Below are 25,838 nucleotides of genomic sequence, written 5' to 3' on the forward strand. Positions count from 1 at the left end.
CAGCATGAGGACGGTGCCCCTGCCATGGACATCTCCTTTCTCGGCGGCCCCCGCCCCCAGCGCGGTGTCGGAGTGGTCGCCCCCTTCGACTTCGCCCTCGACCGCGAGCTGTGGCGCTGGGTGCCCGACGAGGTGTCGCTGCACCTGACCCGGACCCCGTTCGTGCCGGTCGAGGTGAGCCTGGACCTGGCCCGGCTGGTCAGCGAGCACGAGACCCTCGGCGAGGCGGTGCGCGCGCTGACCGCCGTCGCCCCCGAGGTCGTCGCCTACGCCTGCACCTCGGGCAGCTTCGTCGACGGGATCGCGGGCGAACGGGCGATGTGCGCGGCGATGACCAGAGCCGGCGCCCTGCCCTCGGTGACCACCTCGGGCGCCCTGCTGGAGGCCCTGGCGGAGTTGCGGGTACGCCGGGTCGCCCTCGTCACCCCGTACACCGTCTCCGTCACCCGGGCCCTCCAGGAGTTCGTCGCCGAGGCCGGCGTACGGGTCACCGGCTGCGCCTTCATGGGGCTGACCCGGCACATCTGGCAGGTGCCGTACCGGGACGTGGTCGCGATGGCCCGCACCGCGGTCCGCCCCGGCGGCGCCGACGCGCTCTTCATCTCCTGCACCAACCTTCCGACCTACGACGTCATCCCCCAGCTGGAGGCCGAGCTGCGCATCCCCGTGCTGTCGGCCAACCAGGTCACGATGTGGGCGGCGCTGCGCCGGCTGGGTACCCGAGCCGTGGGGCCCTATCAGGCGCTGCTGGACGAGGCCGCGCGGGAATGGCCCGTACTGCCGGAAGAAACGCAGGAACACCAAGAAGGGCCGTCATGACTGCACTCGGACTCCTCTACCCCGGCCACTCCGGCGAGGACGACTACCCACGCATCGAGCAGCTCCTGGGCAGCGACATCCGGGTGGACCTGGTCCACACCGACATCGGCGTGGACGCACACCGGGTGGACGCGCTGCGCGAGATGGGCTCGGCCGAGCGGCTCGCCGCCGGCGTGGCCGAGCTGCGGCTCACCGGCGCCGAGACGGTGGTGTGGGCGTGCACCAGCGGCAGCTTCGTGTACGGCTGGGAGGGCGCCCAGGAGCAGGTGCGGGCGCTGGCCCGGCTGGCCGGGATGCCGGCCTCCTCGACGTCCTTCGCCTTCGTGCACGCGGCCCGGGAGCTGGGGGTAGGACGGGTCGCCGTGGGCGCGACCTACCCGGAGGAGGTGACGGCGCTGTTCGCGGACTTCCTGCGGGCCGGGGGGCTCGACGTGGTCGCGGTGCGGTCGTCCGGGATCGTCACGGCGGCGGAGGTCGGGACGTGGGGTGAGGAGGAGGTGCTGACGCTGGCGCGGGCGGCGGACACCTCCGGTGCGCAGGCCGTGTTGCTGCCGGACACGGCGTTGCACACGGCCGCGCACATCGGCCTGCTGGAGAAGGCGTTGTCCAAGCCGGTGCTCACGGCGAACCAGGTGTCGGTGTGGGAGGGGCTGAGGCTGGCGGACCGCCGGGTGAACGCGCCGAGGCTGGGGAAGTTGTTCACCCGCGAGCCGATCGTGCAGGTCTGACTCGGTCGGTCGAGAAGGAATAAGCGGAGACAGCCTCCTGTTATCGCCGAGAACGACAGCTCACGGCCACAACAGGAGGCTCACACCGTGTCGGCAGACGAGATCCGGGGCGCGACGCACGGGACCGCCCCCGTCCCCCTCTCCGTACTGGACCTGGTGACCGTCGGCGCGGGCAGTACCGCCACCGACGCGCTGCGCACCAGCGTGGAGCTGTCCCGGTTCGCCGAGTCGCGCGGCTTCCACCGGTACTGGGTGGCCGAGCACCACTCCATGCCCGGCGTCGCCTCCTCCTCGCCCGCCGTGATCCTCGCCCACCTCGCCGCCCACACCGACCGCATCCGGCTCGGCTCGGGCGGCGTCATGCTGCCCAACCACGCACCCCTGGTGATCGCCGAGCAGTTCGGCACGCTGGAGGCGATGGCGCCGGGGCGGATCGACCTGGGCCTCGGGCGGGCGCCCGGCACGGACGGCGCCACCGCCGCCGCGCTGCGCCGCGCCGACACCCTCAACGAGGGCGCCGACGACTTCCCGGAGCAGCTGGCCGAACTCATCCGCTTCCTGGACGACGACTTCCCGGACGGGCACCCCTACCGGCGCATCCACGCCATCCCCGGCCCCATCCAGGGGACCAGCCCCGGTGGCGTCCAGTCCGCGCACCGCCCGCCTGTCTGGCTGCTCGGCTCCTCGGGCTTCAGCGCCCGCCTGGCCGGTCTCCTCGGCCTGCCCTTCGCCTTCGCGCACCACTTCTCCGCGCAGAACACCATCCCGGCCCTCGACCTGTACCGGCAGACCTTCCGGCCCTCCGCGGTGCTGGCCGAGCCGTACGCCCTCATCGGCGTCTCCGCCCTCGCCACGGACGACGAGCGGGAGGCCGGCCGGCAGGTGCGGGCGGCCGCGCTGAACATGCTCCGGCTGCGCACCGGCCGCCCGGGCCTGTTCCCCGACCCGGCCGACGCCGAGAAGCACGAGTTCAGCCCGATGGAGGAGGACTTCGTCGCCTCCTGGACCGGCAACATCGTGCACGGCACGGCGGACGAGGTCCGCTCCGGCCTGGACGATCTCCAGAAGCGCACCGGCGCCGACGAGTTGATGCTCACCTCGCACGCCCACCGCGGCGAGCTGCGGCTGCGCTCCTACGAACTGATCGCCGACGCCTACGGCTTGCCCACCGCGTAGGCCTGCTCGCCCAGCAGCTCGGAGATACGATCCGGCGGCACCGGACGGGAGTACAGCCAGCCCTGCCCGGTGTCGCAGCCGATCCGGCGCAGCCGCGTGGCCTGCGCCGAGGTCTCCACGCACTCCGCGGTGACGGTCAGGCCGAGGCGGTGGGCCAGCTGGATCATCGCCTCCACGATCACCTCGTCGGCCGGGTTGGGCGGCACGGCCACCGTGCTCTTGTCGCCCTCGTACTGGAAGCCGCGCACGAAGGAGCCGTCCAGCTTCAGCACCGACACCGGCAGCCGGCTCAGATAGGCCAGGTTCGAGTAGCCGGTGCCGAAGTCGTCGATGGCGATGCGGACGCCCATGTCGCTGAGGGCCTGGAGGGCCTGCAGCGGGCGGCCCGCCGAACCCATCACGGCCGACTCGGTCAGCTCCAGCTGGAGCAGGTGCGGGGCGAGCCCGGTCTCGGCGAGCGTCTCCGCCACGTCCGCCACCAGGTCGGAGTCCCACACCTGGCGTACGGCCACGTTCACGCTGACGAAGATGGGCGGCTCGCCGGGGTGGTCCAGCTGCCATCGGCGGGCCTGCCGGCAGGCGGTCGCCAGGGCCCAGCGGCCGAGCTGAACGATCGAACCGTCCTCCTCGGCCAATCCGATGAACCGATTCGGCGCCAGTGTGCCGAACTGAGGATGATTCCAGCGGATCAACGCCTCGACCCCGCTCAGCCGTCCGTCCTCCATGCCCACCAACGGCTGGTACTCCAGGGCGAACTCGCCCCGCTCGATGGCCGGGCGGAGGGTGGAGGAGAGGGCCTGACGGGTCACCAGGTGCGCGTTGCGCTCGGGGTCGAACAGGGTCCAGCGGGCCTTGCCGTCTGCCTTCGCCCAGTACAGCGTCGTGTCGGCCGCCTGCATCAGACCCGTGGCGGTCGTACCGGCCGCGTGCCGTTCCACGACCCCGACGGACGCGGTCAGCGACAGCCGCTGTCCGGCCAGGTCGAAGGGTGCCTCCAGGGCCTTCAGCACGGACTCGGCGAGGTCGGCGAGCTGCTCGGTGCCGGTGGAGTCCTCGACCAGCAAGGCGAATTCGTCGCCGCCGAGCCGGGCCACCAGGGGGGTGCCTGTGCGGGCGTACCCGGTCTCGTCGGCGACCCGGGTCAGCCGCTCGGCGACGGCCGCGAGCAGCCGGTCGCCGACGCGGTGGCCGAGGGTGTCGTTGACGGCCTTGAAGCCGTCCAGGTCCAGGTAGCACAGGCCGATGCGGCCGGTGCCGCTCTGCTCGTACGACTCCGCCTCCAGCGCGGCCGTCAGGCGCTCGAAGAACAGGGTGCGGTTGGGCAGCCGGGTCACCGGGTCGTGCATCTGCAAGTGCCGCAGCCGGGCCTGGAGTTCGCGGCGGGCGCCGATGTCGGCGACCGACACGAGGACGCCGGGCCCGCCGTCGGCCAGCGGGGCGACGGTGACCTGCACCCACACCGAGTGCCCCTCGGGGTGCTTCAGCCGGCGGGTGCAGCGCAGCCTGGCCTGCCGGCCGCGCAGGACCTCGCGGTAGGCGTGCCAGGTACGGGCGTCCGAGGCCAGGTCCACCAGATCGGCGGCGACCCGTCCGGTCAGCCCGTCCGGGTCGGCGCCGAGCAGGTCGCCGAAGGCCGCGTTGGCGCTGACGACGAGCCCCTCGCGATCGACGACGGCCATGGAGAGCGGGGCCGCCGCGAAGACACGATGGTAGATGCCGTGGTCACTGTCTGTGACGGCTGACCGGTCGAGGTCTGCCGCGGGCGTCGGCCCTTCGGAGGTTCCGCTCACCGCTCGCTCCCGCAGTGCACTCGATCTGTGTCCGTGCCGGAAAGTGTGCCGATCATAGAGGCTGGCCCTGGGGCCTTCCAGCCACTCTCCAGTCTCCCGGACAGACCACAGGTTCTGACAGATCGTTTCTGCCCGCACCTGGACGGGTTCTTCAGGCCCTCGACCAGTTGTGACGTTCCGTGAGTGTTTCGGGGTGTCGGCTCTGGGTGCACGCCGGAGCCCAAACGGGCGCACTCACCCTTCTGGTTCAGGCAAACAGGACGAACGTCAATGAACTACCACAGTCTGGATTCGGTGTCCCGCGAACCGAATCCGGAGGTCCTTTCGTGCCCAAGCTGCGCAGCACCGCCGCCGTGTTCACCACGATGTCGGCGCTCGCCGCGACCTCGATCCTCACCGGCCCGTCGGTCGCCGAACCCTTCTCGACGGCGCCCTGCGCCCTGCACCGCAGCGAGGCCCACCACTCGGAGGGCGTGGACACCTGGAACCCCGACTACACCCGCCCGACCGGCACGCTCGACGCCGTCATGATCTTCCTGTCCTTCCCGGACGCCACCCCGCGCACCACCCCCGCCGAGCTGGCCGCCGACCACTTCCCGGCCACCAGCCGCTTCTTCGAACAGGCCTCGTACGGCCGGTTCACGCTGCGCCCGCACCCGCTCGGCCACTGGCTGAGGATGCCGCGGCCGTCCGCCTCGTACGCCATGAAGCGCGACTGGAGCCCCGAGAACCGCGCCGCCTATCTGCGCGACGCGTTCGCCGCGGCCGACCAGGAGGTCGACTTCTCCCGTTACGACGTCGTCTACTTCGTCGCCGACCCGGACGCGCCCGGCGTCGACTCGGACGCGACGAAGGTCGTCAACCTCGACACCCCCATGCACGTGGACGGCACGGACGTTCGCCGGGTCGTCACGGTCTTCGAGAAGCACCCGCCCGACCGGCTGGTTCTCGCCCACGAGACCGGCCATGTCTTCGACCTCCCCGACCTCTACCACCGCCCGGTCGACGGCAAGGGCGACTGGGACACCTACGTCGGCGACTGGGACCTGATGGGCAGCCAGTTCGGGCTGTCCCCGGACCTGTTCGCCTGGCACAAGTGGAAGCTGGGCTGGCTGGATCCGCGCCAGGTGGTGTGCGTGCGGGGTGCGGGGCCGACCCGGCTGACCCTGGAGCCGCTGGCCGCGGGCCCCGGCGTCCCGGTACAGGGTGCGGCCGGTGCCCCCGCCTTCGGCCTCGGCCATGGCGCGAAGCTGGCGGTCGTGCGCACCGGCGCCGACAGCGTCCTGGCCTTCGAGGCGCGCGGTCCGGTGGGCAACGACCGCGCGGGCTGCCGGCAGGGGGTCCTGGTCTACCGGGTGCGCGGCGGCGCGGAGTCCGGCGGGGGTCCGATCGAGGTGGTGGACGCCCACCCGCACACCGAGGCGTGCTGGGAGAACTCGGTCTACCCGCCCCTGGCCGACGCCCCGGTCTCCCTCGGGGAGAGCTTCACGGTGCCCGGGGAGGGCGTGAAGGTGGAGGTGGAGGGGCGGACGGCGTCCGGCGCGTGGACGGTGAAGATCACGCCGGGGGTGACGGGCTGAGAGCGCGCCTTGCGGGAGCTTTGGTGCGCGTGTCTCGCGGGAGCTTTGGTATACGAAAACGGCGGGCCGGATTCTTTCGAATCCGACCCGCCGTCGTCACGTGCGCCGCCAGGGACTCGAACCCCGGACCCGCTGATTAAGAGTCAGCTGCTCTAACCAACTGAGCTAGCGGCGCCTGCTGACGTCGTAGACCTTAGCATCCTGGTCGGCGGGAGGAAAAATCGATATCCGTACGGCCGCACGGGCCGCTCGTACGGCCGCCCAGAGCAGGACCTCGGGGCCCGGCAGCCAGGGATGACGGGTGTCCGGGGCGACCAGCCAGCGGGAGCCGCCGGGGGTGGGGGACTCGTCGCCGGACAGGGCGGGGACGGTCACGGCGTCTCCCGTGCCGTGGCAGAGCAGCGGCGGAACGGCTTCCGTGCGGTGGGACCCCCACTCCTCCCAGCTCAGCAGCGAGGGCAGCCGATGGGCCGTGCCCGGGGCGGCGAACAGCAGCATGCGGCCCCGGAAGACCGCGACCGGCCCGGACCCCGGTCCCTCGTCCCATAAGCGGTCCAGCATGCGGCGCCCGAAGATCGCCGGGGCGCTCACCACGTCGAAGACGGAGCCGCAGGGGAGGACCAGCGGGGCGTCGGGCCGCTCCCGCCACAGGGCGAGCGTGCTTCGCGGATACGTTCCTGCCGAGGCGAGCCACGCGGCTCCGTCGGTGGTGGCACAGGTGACATGCGGTGTGCAGCTCATGACGACTACATGTACCGGCCGTGAGCACACGGTTCTTCTGGGTTGCGGAAAACCGGGACAGGGGCGGGCGGGGAGGAGTATCTTGCCCGCCCGGCATATGCCAGGCGGGTGACGTGTGGGCTAGACGGGGTCGACGGGGCTCCGGCCCTCGGTGTCGACTCCGCGCAGCAGATCCCGGCCGAACTCCACCATCTTCTTGGCGTAGTCCTCGGTCCACTCGGCCCGCTCGGCGATGTCCGCCGGGGTCAGCCGGTCGAACCGGCGCGGGTCGGCGAGCTGGGCCGCCGCGATGGCCTGGAACTCCACGGCCCGGTCGGCCGCCGCCTGGAAGGCCAGGGCCAGCTCCGTCGCCCGCGCCAGCAGCGCCTGCGGATCCTCCATCGACTCCAGGTCGAAGAAGTGCTCGGGATCGGAGGCCGCCTCCGCGGGCTCGAAGATCAGGGGCGCGGGGCGTAGCCGCGGTTCATGCCGACGCGGCGTGGGCTCCGCCATGTCTCGTCTCCTCCTCGTACGGTCCGGTGGGCGCCGCCTTCCGGTGGTCCACCCTCCATTGTCTCGCGCGGGCGCAAGGGGACCTCGGGTCTGCCCGAAGTCCCGCGTACACACCAAGAAACTCAAGGCCGCCAGCTCACGCGATGTTCCGCCAGATGAGCCAACACCGCGTGATTCGCCTCCCAACCATCAGGAAACTTCACCAGCGTCCCCAGCTGGACCGGTTCTGTGGAGGGGTAGTCGTCCAGGAGGTCGCCTACGCCCGCGCGGCAGACCACGATGCAGGCGTGGCGGTGGCGGGAGGCCAGGACACACAGGCGGCCGGTCTCCAGGTGGAAGGCGGTGGCGTCGGGGCGGCCGGAGAGCGGGTGGAGGACGACCGTGACGTCGTACTCGCGGCCCTGGAGGCGGTTGGCCGTGTCGACGGTGACGTCCGTGACGCCCAGTTCCGCGAGCGCCGAGCGGACCGCCGCCGCCTGGTCGCGGTGGGCCGTGCCGACGGCGATGCGGTCGGGGGTGAGCGGGGAAGGGGCCGGGGAGCGTTCCGAGACGGCGGCGCCTTCGCGGTCCAGCAGGCGTCGTACGACCGAGGCCACCGCCCGGACCGCCTCCGGGTCCGTGCGCGGGGTGTGCCGGCCGGGCAGCTCCAGCAGGCCCCAGCCGGATTCCGCCGCCTCGTCGATCACCCGGTCCGGGCCCGAGCCGTCGGAGGGGACGGCGAAGGCGAGGCGGCGGTCGCCGGGGCCGGTGCCGCTGCGGAACGGCGTGTAGGGATAGAAGGCGTCCGAGACCAGCTGGGCCGCGGAGGCCGGGAGGCGCCAGGAGACGGGCAGGCGGTGCTGGGGCAGGCCCGGGTTGTGGGCCAGGAGGGTGGTGACCGCCGAGGCCGAGGGGTCGTACGACAGGCCCGCCCACTGCTCACTGCCCACGATCGCGAACGGGTCCAGCTGGCCCGGGTCGCCCACGAACAGCGCCCGCTCGAACAGGCCGGCCACGGCCAGCAGGGAGTCCGAGCGCATCTGGTACGCCTCGTCGACGATCGCGTGCCGCCACGGCTCGTCCACCTTGACGTGCGCCCACTTCGCGGCCGTGGACAGGACGACCGGGAGGCCGGCCAGGTCCGCCGCCTTCGCCGACGTGCGGATCTGCGGGAGGTCGTCCAGCGCCTTGTCGTAGGGGTCCGTGTCGCTGCTGTGCAGGCGGCCGACGGGCAGGTCCGGGTTCTTCTCGGCGAGGCGGAGGACGAGGTCGTCCACCTGGGCGTTCGTCTGCGCGACCACCATCAACGGGCGGCCCGCCTCGGCCAGTTCGAGGGCCGCGCGGACCACCAGGGTGGACTTGCCGGCGCCGGGCGGGGAGTCGACGACCACACCCCGATCGGCGCCCTGCAGGGTGTCGTGGAGGATCGCGGCCGTGGCGCGGGCGGCAGCGGCTCCGGGGTCGAAGTCGACCGTCGTCACAGCACGTCCTCCTCGGTCGTCGTGTCGGGCGCTTCCGGTACGGCTTCGCCCGGCGGGCCGCCGTGCGTCCACGGGGTCTCCTCCGGGTCGGGCAGCTTCGCGCCGCCGCGCTGCTCGTGCTCGAAGAGGGTGAAGCAGACCGCGTCGCCCTTCTCCGGCACCGAACCGGGCTCGGGCTCCTTGCCCCGGCCCATCTTGTCCACGATCCGGAGGACGAGGACTCCCTCGTCCGGAGCGGCGTCGTATCCGACGAACTCCGCCGCCTGCGGCTTGCCGCCCAGCGAGCGGTAGACCTTCGCGCGCTCCGCCAGATGCGGCCGGTCGTCCGTGCGCACCGTCACCAGCGGGCGCGGGCTGGGCCGCTTGCCCTCGCTGTACGCCAGGACGACATCGGTCACCTCGCCCGCGAAGGCCTCCCCGGCCAGCCGCCGCCCCGCCAGCACCAGCGGGTCGTCCAGTGCCTCCTGCGCCTCCAGCCGGGCCTGCTCGCGCTCGCGCGTGGCCAGCTTGTTCGCCGCCGTCACCGCGTCGTCGCGGCGCGGCTGCGGGGGTTCACCGGCAAGGACCCGGTCGCGGTGGCCGGTGAACGACCAGCGGTCCCGGGTCCACCGCTCCTCGACACGGGCCCCGTCCGGCAGCGCCCGCAGCAGGTCCAGGCCCCGCCAGACCGCGTCCCAGGTGGGCCGGGTGCGGCTTTCGACCAGGTCGCGGATCTCCCGCTCGGCCGCAGTGAGCGCGGCCAGCCGGTCGTCCGCCTGCAGGGCGTCCTCGGCGGCGGCCAGCGCGCCACGCGCGCGGTCGTAGCGCTCGATGGCCGGGGCCAGGAGCTTGTTGTCGAACGCCGGGTCGGTGGCCGGGCCGGCCGGCGGGCACAGCAGCTGGCCGTCGGCGTCGCGCGCGAGTTCGGCCCGGCGGGCGGCCTCGGCGCCGGTGCTGTCCGCGGGAGGGTCGATCCAGGCGAGCAGCGCGCCCAGGTGCTGGTCCTCCAGGCTGGACTGGCCGGTCGCCCAGTGCCGGGACAGCACGTCGGTCAGGGCCAGGAGCAGCGAGGAGCCGGGTACGCGGGCCCGCTCGCCGTAGTGGGTGAGCCAGCGGCCCAGCAGGGGGATGCGGGGCGGCGCGGGGTGGGGCGTCTCCGGGTCCTGTTCGGCGGTGCGGCGGAAGCGCATGGAGCGGCCGAGGAGTCGTACGAAGTCCAGGCCCGCGCGGCTCGGCACGATCAGCTGGGGCGCGTCCGTGCACAGCTCGACCTCGACCTTGACCCGCTTGCCGGACTCCGGGTCGGTCTCCGTGCGCTCGGCCGCCTCGACGGCCTCCGCGTAGGAGTCGAGGTACGGCAGGACGACGTCGGCCAGCTCGGCGAGGAACGCGAACCGCAGGTCACGGTCGCGGGGCTGGGGTACGACCAGCAGTCGTGGCGCGTCCCGGTCGGTGCCCACCAGCGCACCGAGCGGCGCGCCGGCCTCACCGGCGGTGGTGAGCGGCACGAACACCAGGGGGTGCTCGGACAGGTGCCGGTGGCGGACGGTCGCGGCCGGCTGGGCACGTCCGGTGCTGACGGCCTCGAGCCGGGCCAGGGTGGCGATCAGGGACACGGGGCCACCGCCCGGCCGGCCATGGCGAGTGCCTCCGCGCGCAGGGCCGCCGCCCGGCGCAGCGCGGCCACCGCCGGGTCGTCGGGGTCGCCGCTGTCGCCGCGGGCGGCCGCGAGGACGTCCTCGACCGTGTTCAGGCCGCCCAGCTCGGCCCGCAGGGGGCGGCCGAGGCGGGTCACGGCGTCCGCCGCGCCGGCGCGTTCCCGACAGTGGAAGGCCAGTTCGCAGGCCGACAGGCACTCGGGCGCGTACGTCGCCGGGACCGTCTCCACGGCCGCCGTCAGCTCCTCGGCCGGGCGGTCCGGTGCGAAGCACACACCCTCGGGCAGGGCATCGGCGATCTCCTCGATGCGGGTGAGCCGGGCCAGCTGGCGGGCGGTGACCGCGCGCTGCTTGCGCACGTCCACGGCGGAGGCGGTGGCCAGGTTGGAGAAGTCCTTCGGGCACACCAGCAGCACCCGGTGCCGTACCCGGGGAGCGGGGTGGTCGAGACGGGCCGCGACCTCCTCCAGGGCCAGCACGTACACCGCCGCCTGCCGGGCGGCCGCGCCCACCTTCGCCGGGTCGGCCGAACCGTCCAGCATCGGGAAGGACTTGATCTCCACGACCGTCCAGCTGCCGTCCGGGTGCACCACCACCGCGTCCGGCTCCAGGAAGGCGAGCGAGCCCGCCACGTCCAGCGCCAGCATCGGGTGGTCGAGCAGCGTCCAGCCGCCCGCGGCCACGGCCTCGCGCAGCGCCAGCGCCGTACGGGCCGTCCGGCCCTCGGGGCCGAGCGCGGACAGGTCGGGGACGGCTGCTCCGGCGGGCGGTTCCGCGCCCGGGTCGAGCCGTGTGTGGACCAGCCGCAGCAGCTCGGCGCCGCCGTCCGCCTTCACCCGTGCCTCGAACGCGTTGCCCCGGGTCAGCGCGAACTGCGACTGCCCGAAGCCGGAGGGCGCGCCCAGCGCGCCGGCCAGCGCCGCCTTGTCCACTCCGGCGCCGTCCAGGATCGCCCGCCTGCGGCACCCGGGGTTCGCGGCGAGCGCCGCGAGGGCGCGCGCGTCCAGGGCCTTGGCCGGTACGTCGGGACCGCGCAGCTCAGCGAGCCGCTGCCGGAGCCTCTTCCCCTGCGTCGCTGGGGGAGCCGTCCGGTTCGGCTGCGGATGCGAGCTGCGACTCGCGCTGCCGTGGAATTCGCTCACCCGCGGAAGTCTGGCATCCGCCACTGACAATCGGGGAACCCGTGCCCGAAGGGACCGCTGGGGTACGGCGCTCGAAGCGGGCCCGCAGCAGATCCGCACCGCGCAGCACGCGCGGCGCGAGCAGCAGGCCCACGCCCATCACCGCGACCCCGGCGACCGCGTCCAGGGAGTAGTGGTTGGCGGTGCCCATGACGACGATCGCGGTCACCAGCGGGTAGGCGACGCCGAGGGCCTTCGTGAGGCGGTTGCCGCCGTACCGCCACAGCATGACCCCGCACCACAGCGCCCAGCCCACGTGCAGGCTCGGCATCGCCGCGTACTGGTTGGTCATGCCGCCCATGCCGCGCGGCGCGCTGGCCTCGCCGCCCCACCAGCCGTACGAGCTGTACTGGGCCATCGTGTCGACGAAGCCGTGGCCGTCGGCGAGCAGGCGGGGCGGGCAGGTGGGCAGCAGGGTGAAGCCGATCAATCCGATGAACGTGGACGTCATCAGCCAGGTGCGGGCCGCCCGGTAGTGCTCGGCGCGGGCCCGGAACAGCCAGACGAGGATGACGGGCGTGACCAGGTAGTGCAGGGAGGCGTACCAGAAGTCGGCCGGTACGCCGAGCCACGCCTCGCGCGTGAACAGCCGGTTGAGCGGGTGCTCGGCGTTGAGGTACAGGGCCTTCTCGATGCGCAGGATGGCCAGGCCGTGGTCGACGGCGGTGGAGACGTCACCCCGCGCGAGGAGGCGGCCGGCCGAGTAGCAGCCGTAGACCAGCAGGATCAGGGGCAGCTCGGTCCACCACCGCAGCCGGGTTCGCGGGGCCACCTCGGTGCCCGGTGTCTCGGTCTGCGACATCCGATCGCCCTCCCCCTTCTGCTTGGTGCGCCCCGACGGGCGACCGTGCCACTTTACGGTGTCCATATCCCGGCCATGCGGGCGCTCAGCCCTCAAAGACGCCGAGATCGCGCGGTGGGTTGCCCCTGCGATGATGGAGGGACCCCTCCCTGCTTCTGGAAAGGTCCCCCATGGCACCGCGCATCCTGCTGGCCCGGCACGGACAGACGGCATGGTCGCTGTCCGGCAAGCACACCGGCAGGACCGATGTGCCGCTCCTGGAGGAGGGCCGGCGCGGGGCCAAGCTGCTCGGCGAGCGGCTGCATCGCGCTCCGCTGGACGGGCTGCCGGGTGTCGAGGTGCGGACCAGTCCGCTGGCACGCGCGCGTGAGACGTGCGAGCTGGCCGGGTTCGGTGAGCGAGCCGAGTCCTGGGACACGCTCATGGAATGGGACTACGGCGCGTACGAGGGCATGACGCCCGCCGAGATCCAGGCCGTGCGGCCGGGATGGCTGATCTGGCGGGACGGCGTTCCCGAGGGCGAGTCCATCGCCGAGGTCACCGCGCGCGCGGACGAGGTCGTGGCCTGGGCCCGCTCGGCCGACCGCGACGTACTCGTCTTCGCCCACGGGCACATCCTGCGGTCCATCGGCGCACGGTGGCTCGGCCTGCCCCTGGACTTCGCGGCCCGCATACGCCTGAACCCGACCTCACTTTCGATACTCGGCTGGGCCTACGGCGAGCCGGCGATCGAGAGCTGGAACGACTTGGGGCACTTGGCGGGGTAACTGGGTGCCCGGTGTTGGTGCTGGCCGGGGGGCGCTTCCCGGCGCTGGCAGGGTGCCGCTGCGCCCACCCGTGCCGCCCCAGCGGCACGACTGCCCGCAGCTACGTGGGGCAACTAGAGGGCCGACGGGGCTGCAACTCCCCAGGGGCGCGGGGCTGTATCGATGTGCGGCTCCGCCGCGTGGGCGCGACAAGCCCCCACGCACCCGCAGCCGACGACGGACCCTACCCCCGCCCAGCCCGCGGCAGCGAAGCGTGGCGGTCCAAGAAGTCCGACACACCCGAAGCCCGCCGATGCGGCAGCAACACCCGTGCCGTCCCCGCCAGCATCGTCTGGATGCGGGACGACTGGACCTGGTCCAGCAGGGACAGGACGTGCAGCGCGGCGGCCGCCGCCTCGTCGGGGCGGCCCTCGCGGGCCAGGTCGTCGGCGAGTTCGGCGGTGTAGAGGGCGATGTTGCGGGTGAAGTGCGGGTCCTGGAGGCCCGCCGCACGGCGCGCGTGGCGGGACGCGCGCCGCCAGTCGCCCAGCGTCGACCAGCACTGCGCCTCAAGACCCTCCAGCTCGGCCTCTCCGTAGAAGCTCATCCACTCGGGGTCGGCGTCCGAGTGGCCCCGCTCGAAGAGGGCCTGGGCCCGGGCCAGTGCCTGTTCGCAGCCGGTGCGGTCGGCGAGCCCCGCCCAGCCGCCCGCCTCGCGCAGGGCGAGCAGGGACATCAGACGGGGGGAGCCCAGCGGGCGGGCGACGCGCTGGGCGGCCTGCGCGGCGCGCACCGCCTCGCGGGGGCGCCCGGCGTCGCGGGCCAGGAACGCCGTGTTGCAGAACGCGTGGGCCTCCAGACCGTCGTCGCCGGTCATCCGGGCGGTCGCGAGCGCCTCCGCGTAGTGCGAGCGGGCATCGTCGAAGCGCCCGGAGTCGTGGGCCAGCCAGCCCACGGAGATGGCGAGTTCACCGGCGCCCGAGTGCAGTCGCTCGGCGGTCGTCTGCCGGGTCGCTCCGGCGTCCAGGAGCGCGTAGGCGGCGCGCAGCGGCGCTGCCGCGCGCCGGTACAGGCCGTCAGCGCCGTGCCGGTCGTCGAGCAGCCGAATGCGGCGGACGGCCTCCTCCAGGGCGGCCGCCTCGGGGGTTCCGGCGCGGCGCAGCGGCCGGGCCGCCGCCACGGCGTCGGTGGTGAGCCCCAACGGGCTCAGCGTGGCGGCGGCAACCGTGGCGCCTCCGCCGGTCATGAATGCGCGACGCAGCACGTCGCTCTCCTCGTGGTCCAAGTGGTCGTTCTCGTGCGGGTCGTGCGGGTCCTGCGGGTCGTACCGGTCCGGAGTGTCATACGGCTCGCACGCCCCCCGCGTCTCAGCGGTGCCGAACGCCGGGGGCGCCTCCCCGGGCGGACGCGCCGCGCGTCCGCGGACGGCGGAGCGCGGCGCGAAGCCGAGGTCGGTGAGCGTGCGGCCGGGGAACATGTGCAGGAACACCCGTTCGTACGCGTAGTTGGGGCAGCGGATCTCACCCGCCTCGACCCTGCCGATGTAACGCGCGTCACAGCTCACCCGCTCACCGATCTCGCGGGCGGCCCGCCGCACCAGTGCCGCGAACTCGGCCGGTGAGCGCCGGCCGCGCAGCTGCCGGAAGGCGAGGTTCGGCCGGGGTGGCCGTTCGGGCTGTGACGAGGTCTCGGTTGACGACGCCATGGCCGGGTCCTCTCGTGCGAACCGTCGAACCATGCCGGATCCGGAGTGGATTCGGGCTGAGTTGTCCTGTGACACCCTGGTTCCGGCGAGCAAGAACGTACCTGCTGTGTCGGACCCGCCACGCTGTGTTTAGCTACAAACCGGATATCTCATCCACGATCTGCCATGAACTGCCATCCTTTGCGGCGCACTTGTGCCGTAGCCGTTGACGCGCTCGTGCGTTGGACTCCGTGGACTGCAACAGGGCGGCGTGGTGGAGGCCGGCATGGAGACCAGCCAGAGCAACGATCCTTGTATGTCGGACACGCCGGTTGCGACGCCGTCGATGACGGCGGGCGACGCGGCCTGCGACCTCGTCACGGTGCCGACCCGGCAGGGGCTGGAGGCGGTCGACATCCTGCGGCGGGGGGCCGGGGAGGCCGTGGGGCCCGTTCTGCACGACGACGGATGCGACACCCTCGGCTTCCTGGTGCCGGCGGGCACCGCCGCCTGCTGGGACGTACCGGGCAGCACCTGCACCGAGACCGACGGGCGGGGACTGCGGCTGGCCCCGGAGCCGCCGGTGGAGGGCTCGGACTGGCTGGTGCCGCCCGGCGAGGCCGACCTCGCGACCGACCCGGTGGTGCTGCGCCGGGCCCTCGGGGAGGCGGCCCGGCTGATCGAGGCGGCCGACAGCTGCCGGTGAAGCGAGCACCCGCGGCAGCTGCGAAAATGGACCGATGGGCAGGTCCAGGAACAACCGGCGCAGGTCGGCCGCCGTCGAGGCCGTGGTGGAGACGGTCGACGGCGGACTCGCGCAGCTCATACCCGACCCGGACCGCGGCCGGGCCTGGACGCTGCTGATCGACGGGGCGCCCCAGTCGCACGTCGACCTGGACGACCCGGAGTACCTCTCCTTCGAGTACCAGCGCCGCCTCGGCCATGTCATCGATCTCGTCGCCCCGCCCGGTAAGCCGGTGCAGGCGGTGCACCTCGGCGGCGGCGCCCTCACCCTCGCCCGGTACGTCGCCGCCACCCGTCCCCGCTCCACCCAGCAGGTCGTCGAGCGGGACGCTGCCCTGGTCCAACTGGTCCGCCGCGAGCTGCCGCTGGACCCGAACGCCCGAATACGGGTCAGGTCGGCCGACGCCCGCGAAGGTCTTGCCAAGGTGCCGGACGGCTGGGCCGACCTGGTCATCGCCGATGTCTTCAGCGGCGCCCGGACCCCCGCCCACCTCACCTCCACCGAGTTCCTGGACGAGGTCCGCCGGGCCCTGAAGCCCTCCGGTGTCTACGCCGCCAACCTCGCCGACGGCCCGCCGCTCGCCCATCTGCGCGGCCAGATCGCCACCGCCGCCGCCCGCTTCCCGGAACTCGCGCTGATCGCGGACCCGGCCGTGCTGCGCGGCAAGCGCTTCGGCAACGCCATCCTGGCCGCCTGCGACCTCCCGCTCCCGCTCGCCGAACTCACCCGCCGCGCCGCCTCCGACCCGCACCCCGCCCGCGTCGAACACGGCAAGCAGCTCCTCGACTTCACCGGTGGCGCCGCACCCGTGACGGACGCGGCGGCGGTGGCCTCCCCGGCCCCGCCGCCCTCGGTGTTCCGTTAGCGCCGGCGGCTCAGTAGGTGCCGACCTCCACATGGGGCGGCCCGTCGTGCCAGGTGCAGAACACCGACACCCGGTCCGCGCCGCTGCCGAACTCCACCCGGATCCACGTCTCCGTCTTCCACACCTGCATCGACCAGCCGGTCCCCGGCGTCGCCGAGACGAGCGTGGCGCTCGCCGGTCCCAGGTCGAAGACCGCCCGGCCCCCGTCCGTGTCGTAGGCCTTGACCCGGCCGGAGGCCGTGGCGGAGGGGCTGGTGCTGGGGGTCCGTGTCCGGGACGGTGTGGGCGACGGCGGCTCGGACGACGGGCTCCTCGACGGAGCCGGCCGCGCGGTCGGCGTGTCCAGCGGCTTCGAGCGCTGCGTGGTCGTGTCCGCCGCCGTGATCGGCAGGGCGCGCGGCGGGTCGTACGCCGTCCCGGCCATCACCGTGTGCACGCCCCACCACGACAGCGTGACCGCCGCGCCCGTAGCGAGCAGCCACGCCAGTACGTGTACGAGTCCTCTGCGCATCGCGAGCCATACTGCCTCAGGGTTACCGCCGTGCGCACTCGCCCCGAGTTATCCACAGGCGCCGGACCGGTGTCCACCGCATGGCGTACGGTGCGGCGCATGGCAAGTGTGCTCGTGGTCGAGGACGACCAGTTCGTACGCTCGGCGCTCATCCGGCATCTGACCGACGCCTCGCACACCGTGCGCAGCGTCGGTACGGCACTGGAGGCGCTGCGCGAGGTCGCCCATCTCCGTTTCGACGTCGTCATCCTGGACCTCGGACTGCCCGACCTGGACGGCTCCGAGGCCCTGAAGATGCTGCGCGGCATCACCGACGTGCCCGTCATCATCGCCACCGCGCGGGACGACGAGACGGAGATCGTGCGGCTGCTGAACGCGGGGGCGGACGACTATCTGACCAAGCCGTTCTCGGTCGAGCATCTGTCCGCGCGGATCGCGGCCGTGCTGCGCCGGGCCCGCTCCGCCGTCGGGGAGGCCCCGCCCTCGCCCGTCATCCGGGTCGGCGGGCTGACCGTGGATCCGCTGCGCCGCCAAGCCGAACTGGACGGCGTCCGGCTCGACCTGACCCGCCGCGAGTTCGACCTGCTCGCCTTCCTCGCCGGCCGCCCCGGTGTCGTCGTGGCCCGCAAGGAACTCCTCGCCGAGGTCTGGCAGCAGTCCTACGGCGACGACCAGACCATCGACGTGCATCTGTCCTGGTTGCGCCGGAAGTTGGGGGAGACGGCCGCCCGGCCGCGCTATCTGCACACCCTCCGGGGTGTCGGCGTGAAGCTGGAGCCGCCCGTGCTCGCCGACGGGGAAGGGGAGCCGCCGCGATGAGATGGGCCCTGGTCAAGGTGTGTCTGGCGGTCACCACGATGGTCGTGGTCGCCTTCGCCGTCCCCCTCGGTCTCGTGGTCAAGGAGATGGCCCGCGACCACGCGTTCTCCAACGCCGAGCGGGAGGCCGCCGCGGTCGCCCCCGCGCTGTCCATCACCACCGACCGGGACAAGCTGGAGCGGGTGGTGGCCTCGGCCGGCGCGGACTCCGGGATGGCCGTCCACCTGCCCGCCGCCGACGGCCGGGCCGCGCTCGACCTCGGCCGCAAGCGCGCCGCCGACCGGGACATAGAGGCCGTACGGAAGCTGGGCCGTGCCTCCACCACCTCGGTCACCGGCGGCTCCACCCTGCTGCAGCCGGTCGCGCTCAGCTCCGGCGTCGCGGTCGTCGAGGTGTACGTCCCCCAGTCCGAGGTGAGCAACGGCGTCGGCACGGCCTGGGCGGTGCTCGCCGGTGTCGGACTCGCGCTGATCGTCGGCTCGGTCGCGGTCGCCGACCGGCTCGGGGTGCGCATGGTGCGGCCCGCGCAGCGGCTGGTCGAGGGTGCGCACGAGCTGGGCGAGGGCCAGCTGGGCGCCCGGGTGCCGGAGGACGGCCCGACCGAACTGAGGCTGGCGGCGGTCGCGTTCAACTCCATGGCCGACCAGGTCGTACAGCTCCTCGCGAACGAGAGAGAACTGGCGGCGGATCTCTCCCATCGCCTGCGCACCCCCCTGACCGTGCTCCGGCTCAACGCGGCCTCCCTCGGTGGCGGTCCGGCCGCCGAGCAGACCCGGGCCGCCGTCGCCCAGCTGGAGCGGGAGGTCGACACCATCATCCGGACGGCCCGGGAGGCCAAGCCGCAGACCGCGGCGGCCGGGCCCGGCGCCGGGTGCGACGCGGCCGAAGTGGTCCGCGAGCGCATGGAGTTCTGGTCCGCGCTCGCCGAGGACGAGGGCCGCAAATGGCGGGTGGCCGGAGTGGAGCGGCCGGTGCGCATACCCGTGGCCCGGGCCGACCTGGCCGCCGCGCTCGACGCGCTGCTCGGCAACGTCTTCCGGCACACCGCCGAGGGCACCGCCTTCGCGGTCGACGTGCACAACGGCGAGGACGCGGTGATCGTGCTGGTCTCCGACGCGGGGGCGGGCATACCGGACCCCGAGGCGGCGATGGCCCGCGGCCGCGGCTCCGGCAGCGCGGGCTCGACCGGGCTCGGCCTCGACATCGTGCGCCGGCTCGCGGAGGCCACCGGCGGCGACGTCCGCATCGGATCCTCGGTGCTGGGCGGCACCGAGGTGCGGATCTGGTTCCAGCTGGACGGGCGGGGGCCGGGGGGCGGAGGGCGCCGGGGAGCGGCGCGGAGGCGCCGGCCGCGCAAATTGGTCTCGACCTTTAACCGTCCCCGATCCCTTCCTTAAGCGCACCATAAGATCCCCAACAGCCGCCCGTATCAAGCCGTTTGTCCGATTCTCGCTCGCTAGCGTGCTGCCGCACCTCACCTCCCCGTGAACAGCGAAAGCAGGCACGCGCATGAGCACGCACCGGCGCAGGATCAGTGGCAGGAACAAGGCGATCGGCGGCCTGGTCGCCGCGGCCGTGGTCGGCGGCGGCGCGGTCCTGCTGACCGGCACCGCGAACGCGGCCGGCGTGAACGCCGCGTACACCAAGACCAGCGACTGGTCGACGGGCTACACCGCGCAGTACGTCGTCACCAACAACAGCGGCCAGGCGGAGAAGACCTGGACGCTGGAGTTCGACCTCCCCGCGGGCGCGAAGCTCAGTTCGCTGTGGAACGGCGAGTCGAGCGTGAGCGGTCAGCACGTCACCGTGAAGCAGGCCAAGTGGGACACCGAGGGCCTCGCGCCCGGCAAGTCGGTCACCGTCGGCTTCGTCGTCAACGGTGCCGGGGATCCCACCGGTTGTCGTATCGACAACGCGAGCTGTTCCGCGGACGGCGGCGCGACCCCCGAGCCGAGCGGCCGCCCGACGCAGACCCAGTCGCCGACCCCGACCCCCACCAAGACCGCGACCCCGACCCAGAGCGCCACCCCCACCCAGAGCGCGACGCCCACGCCGACCGGCAGCACCGGCAGCGGCACCACCGCTTCCGCCGGCTTCGCGCCCTACGTCGACACCTCCCTCTACCCGGCCTTCGACCTCCTCGCCGCGGCCGACGCGACCGGCGTGAAGAACTTCAACCTCGCCTTCATCACCGACGGCGGCGGCTGCACCCCCAAGTGGGGCGGCGTCACGGACGTCACCAGCGACGGCGTGGCCGCGCAGATCGGCTCCCTGCGCGCCAAGGGCGGTGACGTCCGGGTCTCCTTCGGCGGCGCCTCCGGCTCCGAGCTGGCCACCACCTGCTCCTCCGCGGACGCGCTGGCCGCCGCCTACGGCAAGGTCGTCGACGCCTTCAAGCTGACCAAGGTCGACTTCGACGTCGAGGGCGGCGCGCTGCCGAACACGACCGCCAACACCCGCCGCGCCCAGGCCATAGCCAAGCTCCAGGCCCAGCACCCGGGCCTGGACGTCTCCTACACCCTCCCGGTGATGCCCGAGGGCCTGACCCAGGACGGCGTGAACCTGCTCTCCAACGCCAAGTCCAACGGCGTGAAGATCGACACCGTCAACATCATGGCGATGGACTACGGCCCCTCCTACAGCGGCGACATGGGCACCTACGCCGAGCAGGCGGCGACCGCCACCCAGGCCCAGGTCAAGAGCGTCCTGGGGCTCTCCGACTCCGCCGCCTGGAAGACGGTCGCGGTCACCCCGATGATCGGCGTCAACGACGTCTCCTCCGAGGTCTTCAAGGTCGACGACGCCACCCAGCTGGTGAACTTCGCCAAGTCCAAGGGCCTCGGCTGGCTCTCCATGTGGTCCGCGACCCGCGACAAGCAGTGCGACGGGGGCACCAAGCCCACCGCCGACGCCACGTGCAGCTCGATCACCCAGGACAAGTTCGCGTTCTCGAAGGCGTTCGGCGCCTTCAAGTGACCGAGCCGTACGGCTCCTGACCGGCGAGGCGCGGCACCCCTCCCCCGAGGGGTGCCGCGCCCCTTCCCGCTAGGCGGCCGACACCGCCGGCAGCGCCCCCGTCCGTGCCGCCTCCGCGTACCACCGCGCGCTCGACTTCGGAGTCCGCTCCAGGGTCGCGTAGTCCACGTACACCGCACCGAAGCGCTTGCCGTAGCCGTACGCCCACTCGAAGTTGTCCAGCAGGGACCAGAGGTAGTAGCCGCGTACGTCCGCGCCGTCGGTGAGGGCGCGGCGGACCGCCGAGAGGTGGGAGTGGAGGTAGGCGATGCGCTCGGGGTCGTGGACGTTGCCGTCCGGGTCGGGCTTGTCGTCGTAGGCCGCGCCGTTCTCGGTGATGTACAGCGGCAGGCCGGGGGCCTCCCGTGAGTAGCGCATGATCAGCTCGTGCAGGCCCGTCGGGTCGATCGTCCAGCCCATCTCCGTGCGTTCGCCCGGGGTCTGGTGGAACAGCACACCGTCGGCGGCCGGCCAGGGGGAGTGGTCGCTTGCGCCGTGGCCGTCCGCCCGCGGGCCCCGGACCGTTTCGGGGGCTGCCGAGACGAGGGTCGGCGTGTAGTAGTTCAGGCCGAGCGCGTCCAGCGGCGCGTTGATCGTGCGGACGTCGCCGTCGAGGACGTACGACCAGTCGGTGACCGACGCCGTCGCCGGGAAGAGGGTCTCGGGGTACGCCCCGTGCAGCATCGGCCCGTGGAAGATCCCGTTGGCCAGGTCGTCGATGCGGCGGGCCGCCGCCAGGTCGGCCGGGTCCTGTGAAAGGGGCCGCACCACCGAGGAGTTGAGGCTGATGGCGATCTGGTTGCGGGCCGGCATCACCGAGCGCAGGGCCGCCGTACCCAGGCCGTGGGCCAGGTTGAGGTGGTGGGCCGCGCGCAGGGAGGCGGCCGGGTCGGTGCGGCCGGGGGCGTGGACGCCGGAGCCGTAGCCCAGGAAGGCGCTGCACCAGGGCTCGTTGAGGGTGATCCAGTGCTCCACCCGGTCGCCCAGCGCCTCGCCGACCAGCTGCGCGTACTCGGCGAACCGGAGCGCGGTGTCCCGCTCCGGCCAGCCGCCCGCGTCCTCCAGCTCCTGCGGCAGGTCCCAGTGGTAGAGGGTGACCGCCGGCTTGATGCCGCGCGCGAGCAGCTCGTCCACCAGGCGGCGGTAGAAGTCCAGGCCCACCTGGACCGCCGGGCCCCGCCCGGTCGGCTGCACCCGGGACCAGGAGACCGAGAAGCGGTAGGCGTTCAGGCCCAGGTCCGCCATGAGCGCCACGTCGTCGCGGTAGCGGTGGTAGTGGTCGACGGCGATGTCACCGGTCTCACCGCCGGCCGTCCTGCCCGGCGTATGGCTGAAGGTGTCCCAGATCGAGGGGGTGCGGCCGTCCTCCCGCACCGCCCCCTCGATCTGGTACGCGGAGGTCGCGGCGCCCCAGAGGAAGGCGGGAGGAAAGGTCACGGAGGTAACGGGTTCAGGCATGGAAGCGCTCCCATTGAGGTCGTAGGAGACCGACGAAGTGGGTGGGGAGGTGGGGGAGGAAGGGGCCGGGGCGGCGGTGGCCCGGCCCCTGGCGGAAGGCGGTCAGCCCTTGATCGCGCCCTGCATGATCCCGCCCACGATCTGCTTGCCGAACAGCAGGAAGGCGATCAGCAGCGGCAGCGTGCCGAGCAGCGCACCCGCCATGATCACCGCCTGGTCCGGGACATAACCGGTGCCGAGCGAGTTCAGGGCCACCTGCACGGTCGGGTTCTGCTGGTTCAGGGCGATGATCGGCCACAGGAAGTCGTTCCAGGCGAACACGAAGGTCAGCAGGCCGAGCACGGCCATCGCGGGCCGGGCGGCCGGAAACACCACGTGCCACACGATCCGGATGCTGCTCGCCCCGTCCACCCGGGCCGCCTCGATCAGCTCCGACGGCAGCGCCTGCACCAGGTACTGCCGCATGAAGAACGTGCCGAACGCCGTCACCAGGCTCGGCAGGATCACCGTCTGCAGCTGGTTGGACCAGCCGAAGTCCGACATCCACAGGTACAGCGGTACGACGGCCAGCTGCGGCGGGATCATCATCGTGCCGATGGTCAGCAGCAACAGCAGGCCGGAGAACCGGAACCGCAGCTTGGCGAAGGCGAAGCCGGCCAGCGTGGCGAACAGCACCGTGCTCACCGTGATCGTGCCCGCCACGATCACCGAGTTGAACATCGCCGTGCCGAGCCCCGCCTGGTCCCAGGCGGCCTGCATGTTCTTGAACAGGTTGCCGCCGAACCACAGCGGCGGCGGAGTCTGGGCGAGCCGCCGGTCGGTGCGCGAGGCCGCGATGGCCGTCCACACCAGCGGGGCCAGCGAGACGAGGGCGAAGACGGTCAGGACGACGTACGTCACCGGGCCCGCGTGCAGCTGCTTGCCCGCGCCCATCACCCGGCGACGCTTCACCTTCGTCGCCTTCGCCGCGGGCAGCGTCAGTTCACTGGTCGTCATTGGGACTTCCTCAGCCGTCGGGTGAGCAGCAGATTGACCGCGGCGACGATCAACAGGATCAGGAACATCGACCAGGCGATCGCGGACGCCTTGCCGAGGTTGCCGATGATCCAGCCCTGGTCGTACATGTACAGACCGAGCGTCTGGTACTGGTGCTCGGAGCCGCCCTTGGACCCGCTGACCCCGCCGAACAGCAGCGGCTCACCGAAGAGCTGGGTCGCGCCGATGGTGGAGACGACGATCGTGAACAGGATCGTGGGCCTGAGCTGCGGGATCGTCACATGCCGGAACTGCTGCCAGCGGTTCGCGCCGTCGATCGCCGCCGACTCGTACAGATCCGTCGGGATCGCCTGCATCGCCGCCAGGTAGATCAGCGCGTTGTACCCGGTCCAGCGCCAGATCACGATCGACGACACCGCGAACTGCGAACCCCAGTCCGACTCACGCCAGTTGACGGGATCGACGCCGACGAAGTGGAGGATCCAGTTGATCATGCCGCCGTCCCACGAGTACAGCAGCGTGAACACCAAGGTCGCGGCGGCCACCGAGGTGGCGTACGGGGTCAGCATCACGACCCGCCACACGGTCGAGCCGCGCAGCCTGTAGTTCAGCAGATGGGCGAGGCCGAGCGCGGCCAGCAGCTGCGGAACCGTGGAGATCAGACCGATGGTGAACGTGTTCTTCAGGGCGTTCCAGAAGAAGTCCGAGGACAACAGGTTCCGGTAGTTGTCCAGGCCCGCCCAGGTCTGGTGGTCCAGCGCCGACAGCTGGACGTCGTGCAGCGAGTACCAGGCCGTGTAGAGCAGCGGGACCAGCGTGAACGCCCCGAACAGGACGAAGAAGGGGGCCACGAACGCGTACGGCGACGCCTTCATGTCCCAGCGGTACAGCCGGCTGCGCCAGGAGTCGGTGCCCGCCGGCGTACCGCGACCGTGAGCGCCCCGGGCCGCGCCCGGCGGGGTGCCGGGCGCGGCCTCGGCGCTCGACGCGGGGTGCGCGAGAGCCTGCTTGGAGCTGGTCACTGGCCGAGCACGTCCTTGATCTCCTTGGACGCGGCGTCCCAGCCCTGCGCCGGGGACTTGCCCTTCTGCTCGACCTGGAGGATGCCGACGTCGGTGATCGCGGTGTTGATCGGCTGGTCCTTCGTGCCGAAGTACTGCGTCGGGATGGTCTTCGCCGAGTCGGAGAAGATCTGCGTGATCGGCGCGTTCGAGAAGTACGCCGTGGTGTCGGCGGCCGGCTTCAGGCTCGCGTACGCCGACGGGGTCGACGGGAAGCTGGCCTGCTTGGCGAAGACCTTGGCCTGCTGCTCGGGCGCGGTCAGCCACTTGGCCAGCTCGACGGCCTCCTTCTGGTGCTTGCCCGCCGTCGGCACACCGAGGAAGGAGCCGCCCCAGTTGGCCGCGGTCGGGGCCGCCGCCACGTCCCACTTGCCCTTGCCGGAGTCACCGGACTTCTGCTCGATGTAGCCGATCATCCAGGCCGGGCAGGCCACCGTGGCGAAGGTGCCGTTGGCGTACCCCTGGTCCCAGGTCGGGTCGAACTGCTTCAGCTTCGCCGACATGTTGCTGGTCGCGACGGACATCGCCACGTCCCAGGCCGTCTTCACACCGCTGGACTTGTCCCAGACGACGTTGCCGTCCTTGTCGTAGTACCGCTGGTCGCCGCCGCCCAGGGCCGCGTTGTAGACGGAGGACGCGGAGTCCACGAACTTGGTGCCCTTGGGCGCCTTCTTCATGTACTGCTTGCCGACGTCGACGTACTTGGCCCAGTCGCCCTTCCACTGCGCGGCGAGCTTGGTCCGGTCGGTCTCCAGGCCGGCCTGCTTGAACAGGTCCTTGCGGTAGCAGATGGCCATCGGCCCGATGTCGGTCCCGAGCCCGATGAGCTTGCCGTCCTTGGTGGTGGCCTGGGCGTTCTTCCAGTCCAGCCACTGCGACTTGTCGACGTCCTTGCCGAGGTCGACGAACTTGTTCCCCTGCGTCTGGACGGCCTCGGTGATGTTGCCGACTTCGATGGCCTGGATGTCGTCGGTGCCGGAGCCGGCCTGGAGGCGGGTGAGCACCTTCGGCCAGTAGACGTCGGTACGAGTGGTGACGTTCTCCTTGATGTTGATGTTCGGATGGAGCTTCATGTACTCGTCGTAGAGGCCGGCCTGCTTGTAGCCGAAGACGCCGAAGGTCCCGATGGTCAGCGTGATCTTGCCCTTGCCACTGCCGTTGCTGCCGCCGTCCGCGTTCGACGAGCCGTCGTCCGAGTCGTTGGCGCAGCCGGCCAGCAGCCCTGTGGTCAGCGCGGCGACGGCCACGAAGGCCCCCAGCCTGCGGGACCGGCGGATGCTCGTGCGCATTGCGTCCTCCTGTTGCCTGACGTGCCGACCCCCCGGCCAACTGCATGGTTGGGCCCGTTCGTACTCGCTGCGGCTCGGGCGGGGAACGTGCGGGATGTGTATGTGTCAGGTACTGTGGGAGCGCTCCCACCAGTGATGTGTTGAAGAGTCGTCGGTTCGCGGCGGGGTGTCAAGGGAGCGGACGCGGAGGGATGCGTTCAGTTATCCGAGCGTTAACTGGCCTTCCCCGGACCTCCGGAGTCG

At 72.3% G+C, this 25,838-nt stretch carries 23 protein-coding genes and 1 tRNA gene; 10 read left to right on the forward strand and 14 right to left on the reverse strand.

The window, feature by feature from the left end; genetic code table 11:
* Positions 1-24: 24 nt before the first annotated feature.
* From CRP49_RS19030 to CRP49_RS19040, 3 genes are all read left to right on the forward strand, one after another.
* The gene (locus tag CRP49_RS19030; protein ID WP_094214455.1) at positions 25-819 is read left to right on the forward strand and encodes an aspartate/glutamate racemase family protein; all 795 of its coding nucleotides are present in this window, start codon (positions 25-27) and stop codon (positions 817-819) included.
* Positions 816-1,547, forward strand: coding sequence for an aspartate/glutamate racemase family protein (locus CRP49_RS19035; protein ID WP_097254450.1), 732 nt, complete (start codon positions 816-818; stop codon positions 1,545-1,547). The genes CRP49_RS19030 and CRP49_RS19035 overlap by 4 nt, the downstream gene beginning before the upstream one ends.
* An 87-nt stretch (positions 1,548-1,634) precedes the next feature.
* The gene (locus CRP49_RS19040) at positions 1,635-2,723 is read left to right on the forward strand and encodes an LLM class flavin-dependent oxidoreductase (RefSeq protein ID WP_097254451.1); all 1,089 of its coding nucleotides are present in this window, start codon (positions 1,635-1,637) and stop codon (positions 2,721-2,723) included.
* On the opposite strand, the gene CRP49_RS19045 is transcribed toward CRP49_RS19040, so the two are convergent.
* Positions 2,702-4,513 carry a bifunctional diguanylate cyclase/phosphodiesterase gene (locus CRP49_RS19045; protein WP_097254452.1) on the reverse strand — a complete coding sequence of 604 codons (1,812 nt, stop codon included), beginning with the start codon at positions 4,511-4,513 and terminating at the stop codon, positions 2,702-2,704. The genes CRP49_RS19040 and CRP49_RS19045 overlap by 22 nt on opposite strands.
* A gap of 365 nt (positions 4,514-4,878) precedes the next feature.
* Here CRP49_RS19045 and CRP49_RS19050 point away from each other — a divergent pair, with 365 nt between their 5' ends.
* Positions 4,879-6,093, forward strand: a complete 1,215-nt coding sequence (locus CRP49_RS19050) for a M6 family metalloprotease domain-containing protein (protein WP_097257439.1) — start codon at positions 4,879-4,881, stop codon at positions 6,091-6,093.
* A gap of 101 nt (positions 6,094-6,194) precedes the next feature.
* Here the strand turns inward: CRP49_RS19050 and CRP49_RS19055 are convergent.
* The 7 genes from CRP49_RS19055 to CRP49_RS19085 form a co-directional block, all read right to left on the reverse strand.
* A tRNA-Lys gene (locus CRP49_RS19055) sits at positions 6,195-6,268 on the reverse strand.
* A complete protein-coding gene (locus CRP49_RS19060; RefSeq protein ID WP_097254453.1) occupies positions 6,259-6,834 on the reverse strand; it encodes a bifunctional DNA primase/polymerase in 576 nt (191 codons plus the stop codon). Before CRP49_RS19060 ends, CRP49_RS19055 begins: the two co-directional genes overlap by 10 nt.
* Before the next feature lie 120 nt (positions 6,835-6,954).
* Entirely contained in the window at positions 6,955-7,326 is a 372-nt protein-coding gene (locus CRP49_RS19065) for a hypothetical protein (protein WP_094214450.1), read from the reverse strand.
* 122 nt (positions 7,327-7,448) lie between these two features.
* Entirely contained in the window at positions 7,449-8,786 is a 1,338-nt protein-coding gene (locus CRP49_RS19070; RefSeq protein WP_097254454.1) for an AAA domain-containing protein, read from the reverse strand.
* Complete coding sequence (locus CRP49_RS19075) at positions 8,783-10,381, reverse strand: hypothetical protein (protein WP_097254455.1); 1,599 nt, start codon at positions 10,379-10,381, stop codon at positions 8,783-8,785. Before CRP49_RS19075 ends, CRP49_RS19070 begins: the two co-directional genes overlap by 4 nt.
* Positions 10,372-11,460, reverse strand: a complete 1,089-nt coding sequence (locus CRP49_RS19080; protein ID WP_097257440.1) for a hypothetical protein — start codon at positions 11,458-11,460, stop codon at positions 10,372-10,374. Before CRP49_RS19080 ends, CRP49_RS19075 begins: the two co-directional genes overlap by 10 nt.
* A gap of 1 nt (position 11,461) precedes the next feature.
* Positions 11,462-12,406 (reverse strand): phosphatase PAP2 family protein, encoded by a 945-nt coding sequence (locus CRP49_RS19085; protein WP_097254456.1) that lies wholly within the window; start codon positions 12,404-12,406, stop codon positions 11,462-11,464.
* 170 nt (positions 12,407-12,576) lie between these two features.
* Here CRP49_RS19085 and CRP49_RS19090 point away from each other — a divergent pair, with 170 nt between their 5' ends.
* Complete coding sequence (locus CRP49_RS19090; protein ID WP_097254457.1) at positions 12,577-13,173, forward strand: histidine phosphatase family protein; 597 nt, start codon at positions 12,577-12,579, stop codon at positions 13,171-13,173.
* A gap of 223 nt (positions 13,174-13,396) precedes the next feature.
* On the opposite strand, the gene CRP49_RS19095 is transcribed toward CRP49_RS19090, so the two are convergent.
* Positions 13,397-14,857, reverse strand: coding sequence for a tetratricopeptide repeat protein (locus tag CRP49_RS19095; RefSeq protein WP_097254458.1), 1,461 nt, complete (start codon positions 14,855-14,857; stop codon positions 13,397-13,399).
* Positions 14,858-15,122: 265 nt separating this feature from the next.
* Here CRP49_RS19095 and CRP49_RS19100 point away from each other — a divergent pair, with 265 nt between their 5' ends.
* Positions 15,123-15,542 carry a hypothetical protein gene (locus tag CRP49_RS19100; protein ID WP_097254459.1) on the forward strand — a complete coding sequence of 140 codons (420 nt, stop codon included), beginning with the start codon at positions 15,123-15,125 and terminating at the stop codon, positions 15,540-15,542.
* Between the two features lie 34 nt (positions 15,543-15,576).
* Complete coding sequence (locus CRP49_RS19105; RefSeq protein WP_097254460.1) at positions 15,577-16,446, forward strand: spermidine synthase; 870 nt, start codon at positions 15,577-15,579, stop codon at positions 16,444-16,446.
* Between the two features lie 10 nt (positions 16,447-16,456).
* Here CRP49_RS19105 and CRP49_RS19110 read toward each other — a convergent pair whose 3' ends face one another.
* On the reverse strand, positions 16,457-16,957 hold the full coding sequence (locus CRP49_RS19110) for a hypothetical protein (protein WP_097254461.1): 501 nt from the start codon (positions 16,955-16,957) through the stop codon (positions 16,457-16,459).
* Positions 16,958-17,056: 99 nt separating this feature from the next.
* On the opposite strand from CRP49_RS19110, the gene CRP49_RS19115 reads away from it, so the two are divergent.
* From CRP49_RS19115 to CRP49_RS19125, 3 genes are all read left to right on the forward strand, one after another.
* Positions 17,057-17,776: a response regulator transcription factor gene (locus CRP49_RS19115; protein WP_097254462.1), complete on the forward strand. Its 720-nt coding sequence runs from the start codon at positions 17,057-17,059 to the stop codon at positions 17,774-17,776.
* Entirely contained in the window at positions 17,773-19,173 is a 1,401-nt protein-coding gene (locus tag CRP49_RS19120; protein WP_097254463.1) for a HAMP domain-containing sensor histidine kinase, read from the forward strand. Before CRP49_RS19115 ends, CRP49_RS19120 begins: the two co-directional genes overlap by 4 nt.
* 112 nt (positions 19,174-19,285) lie before the next feature.
* A complete protein-coding gene (locus CRP49_RS19125; RefSeq protein WP_097254464.1) occupies positions 19,286-20,752 on the forward strand; it encodes a cellulose binding domain-containing protein in 1,467 nt (488 codons plus the stop codon).
* A gap of 69 nt (positions 20,753-20,821) precedes the next feature.
* Here the strand turns inward: CRP49_RS19125 and CRP49_RS19130 are convergent, their stop codons facing one another.
* The 4 genes from CRP49_RS19130 to CRP49_RS19145 all read right to left on the reverse strand — a co-directional run bounded on the left by CRP49_RS19130 (position 20,822) and on the right by CRP49_RS19145 (position 25,595).
* Positions 20,822-22,249 carry a GH1 family beta-glucosidase gene (locus CRP49_RS19130; protein WP_097254465.1) on the reverse strand — a complete coding sequence of 476 codons (1,428 nt, stop codon included), beginning with the start codon at positions 22,247-22,249 and terminating at the stop codon, positions 20,822-20,824.
* Positions 22,250-22,351: 102 nt separating this feature from the next.
* Complete coding sequence (locus CRP49_RS19135) at positions 22,352-23,245, reverse strand: carbohydrate ABC transporter permease (protein WP_179851678.1); 894 nt, start codon at positions 23,243-23,245, stop codon at positions 22,352-22,354.
* On the reverse strand, positions 23,242-24,267 hold the full coding sequence (locus CRP49_RS19140; RefSeq protein ID WP_097254466.1) for a carbohydrate ABC transporter permease: 1,026 nt from the start codon (positions 24,265-24,267) through the stop codon (positions 23,242-23,244). Before CRP49_RS19140 ends, CRP49_RS19135 begins: the two co-directional genes overlap by 4 nt.
* Positions 24,264-25,595, reverse strand: a complete 1,332-nt coding sequence (locus CRP49_RS19145) for an ABC transporter substrate-binding protein (protein WP_097254467.1) — start codon at positions 25,593-25,595, stop codon at positions 24,264-24,266. Before CRP49_RS19145 ends, CRP49_RS19140 begins: the two co-directional genes overlap by 4 nt.
* Positions 25,596-25,838: the final 243 nt, after the last annotated feature.

The organism is Streptomyces sp. Ag109_G2-15 (genome assembly GCF_900215565.1).
Classification (GTDB): domain Bacteria; phylum Actinomycetota; class Actinomycetes; order Streptomycetales; family Streptomycetaceae; genus Streptomyces; species Streptomyces diastatochromogenes.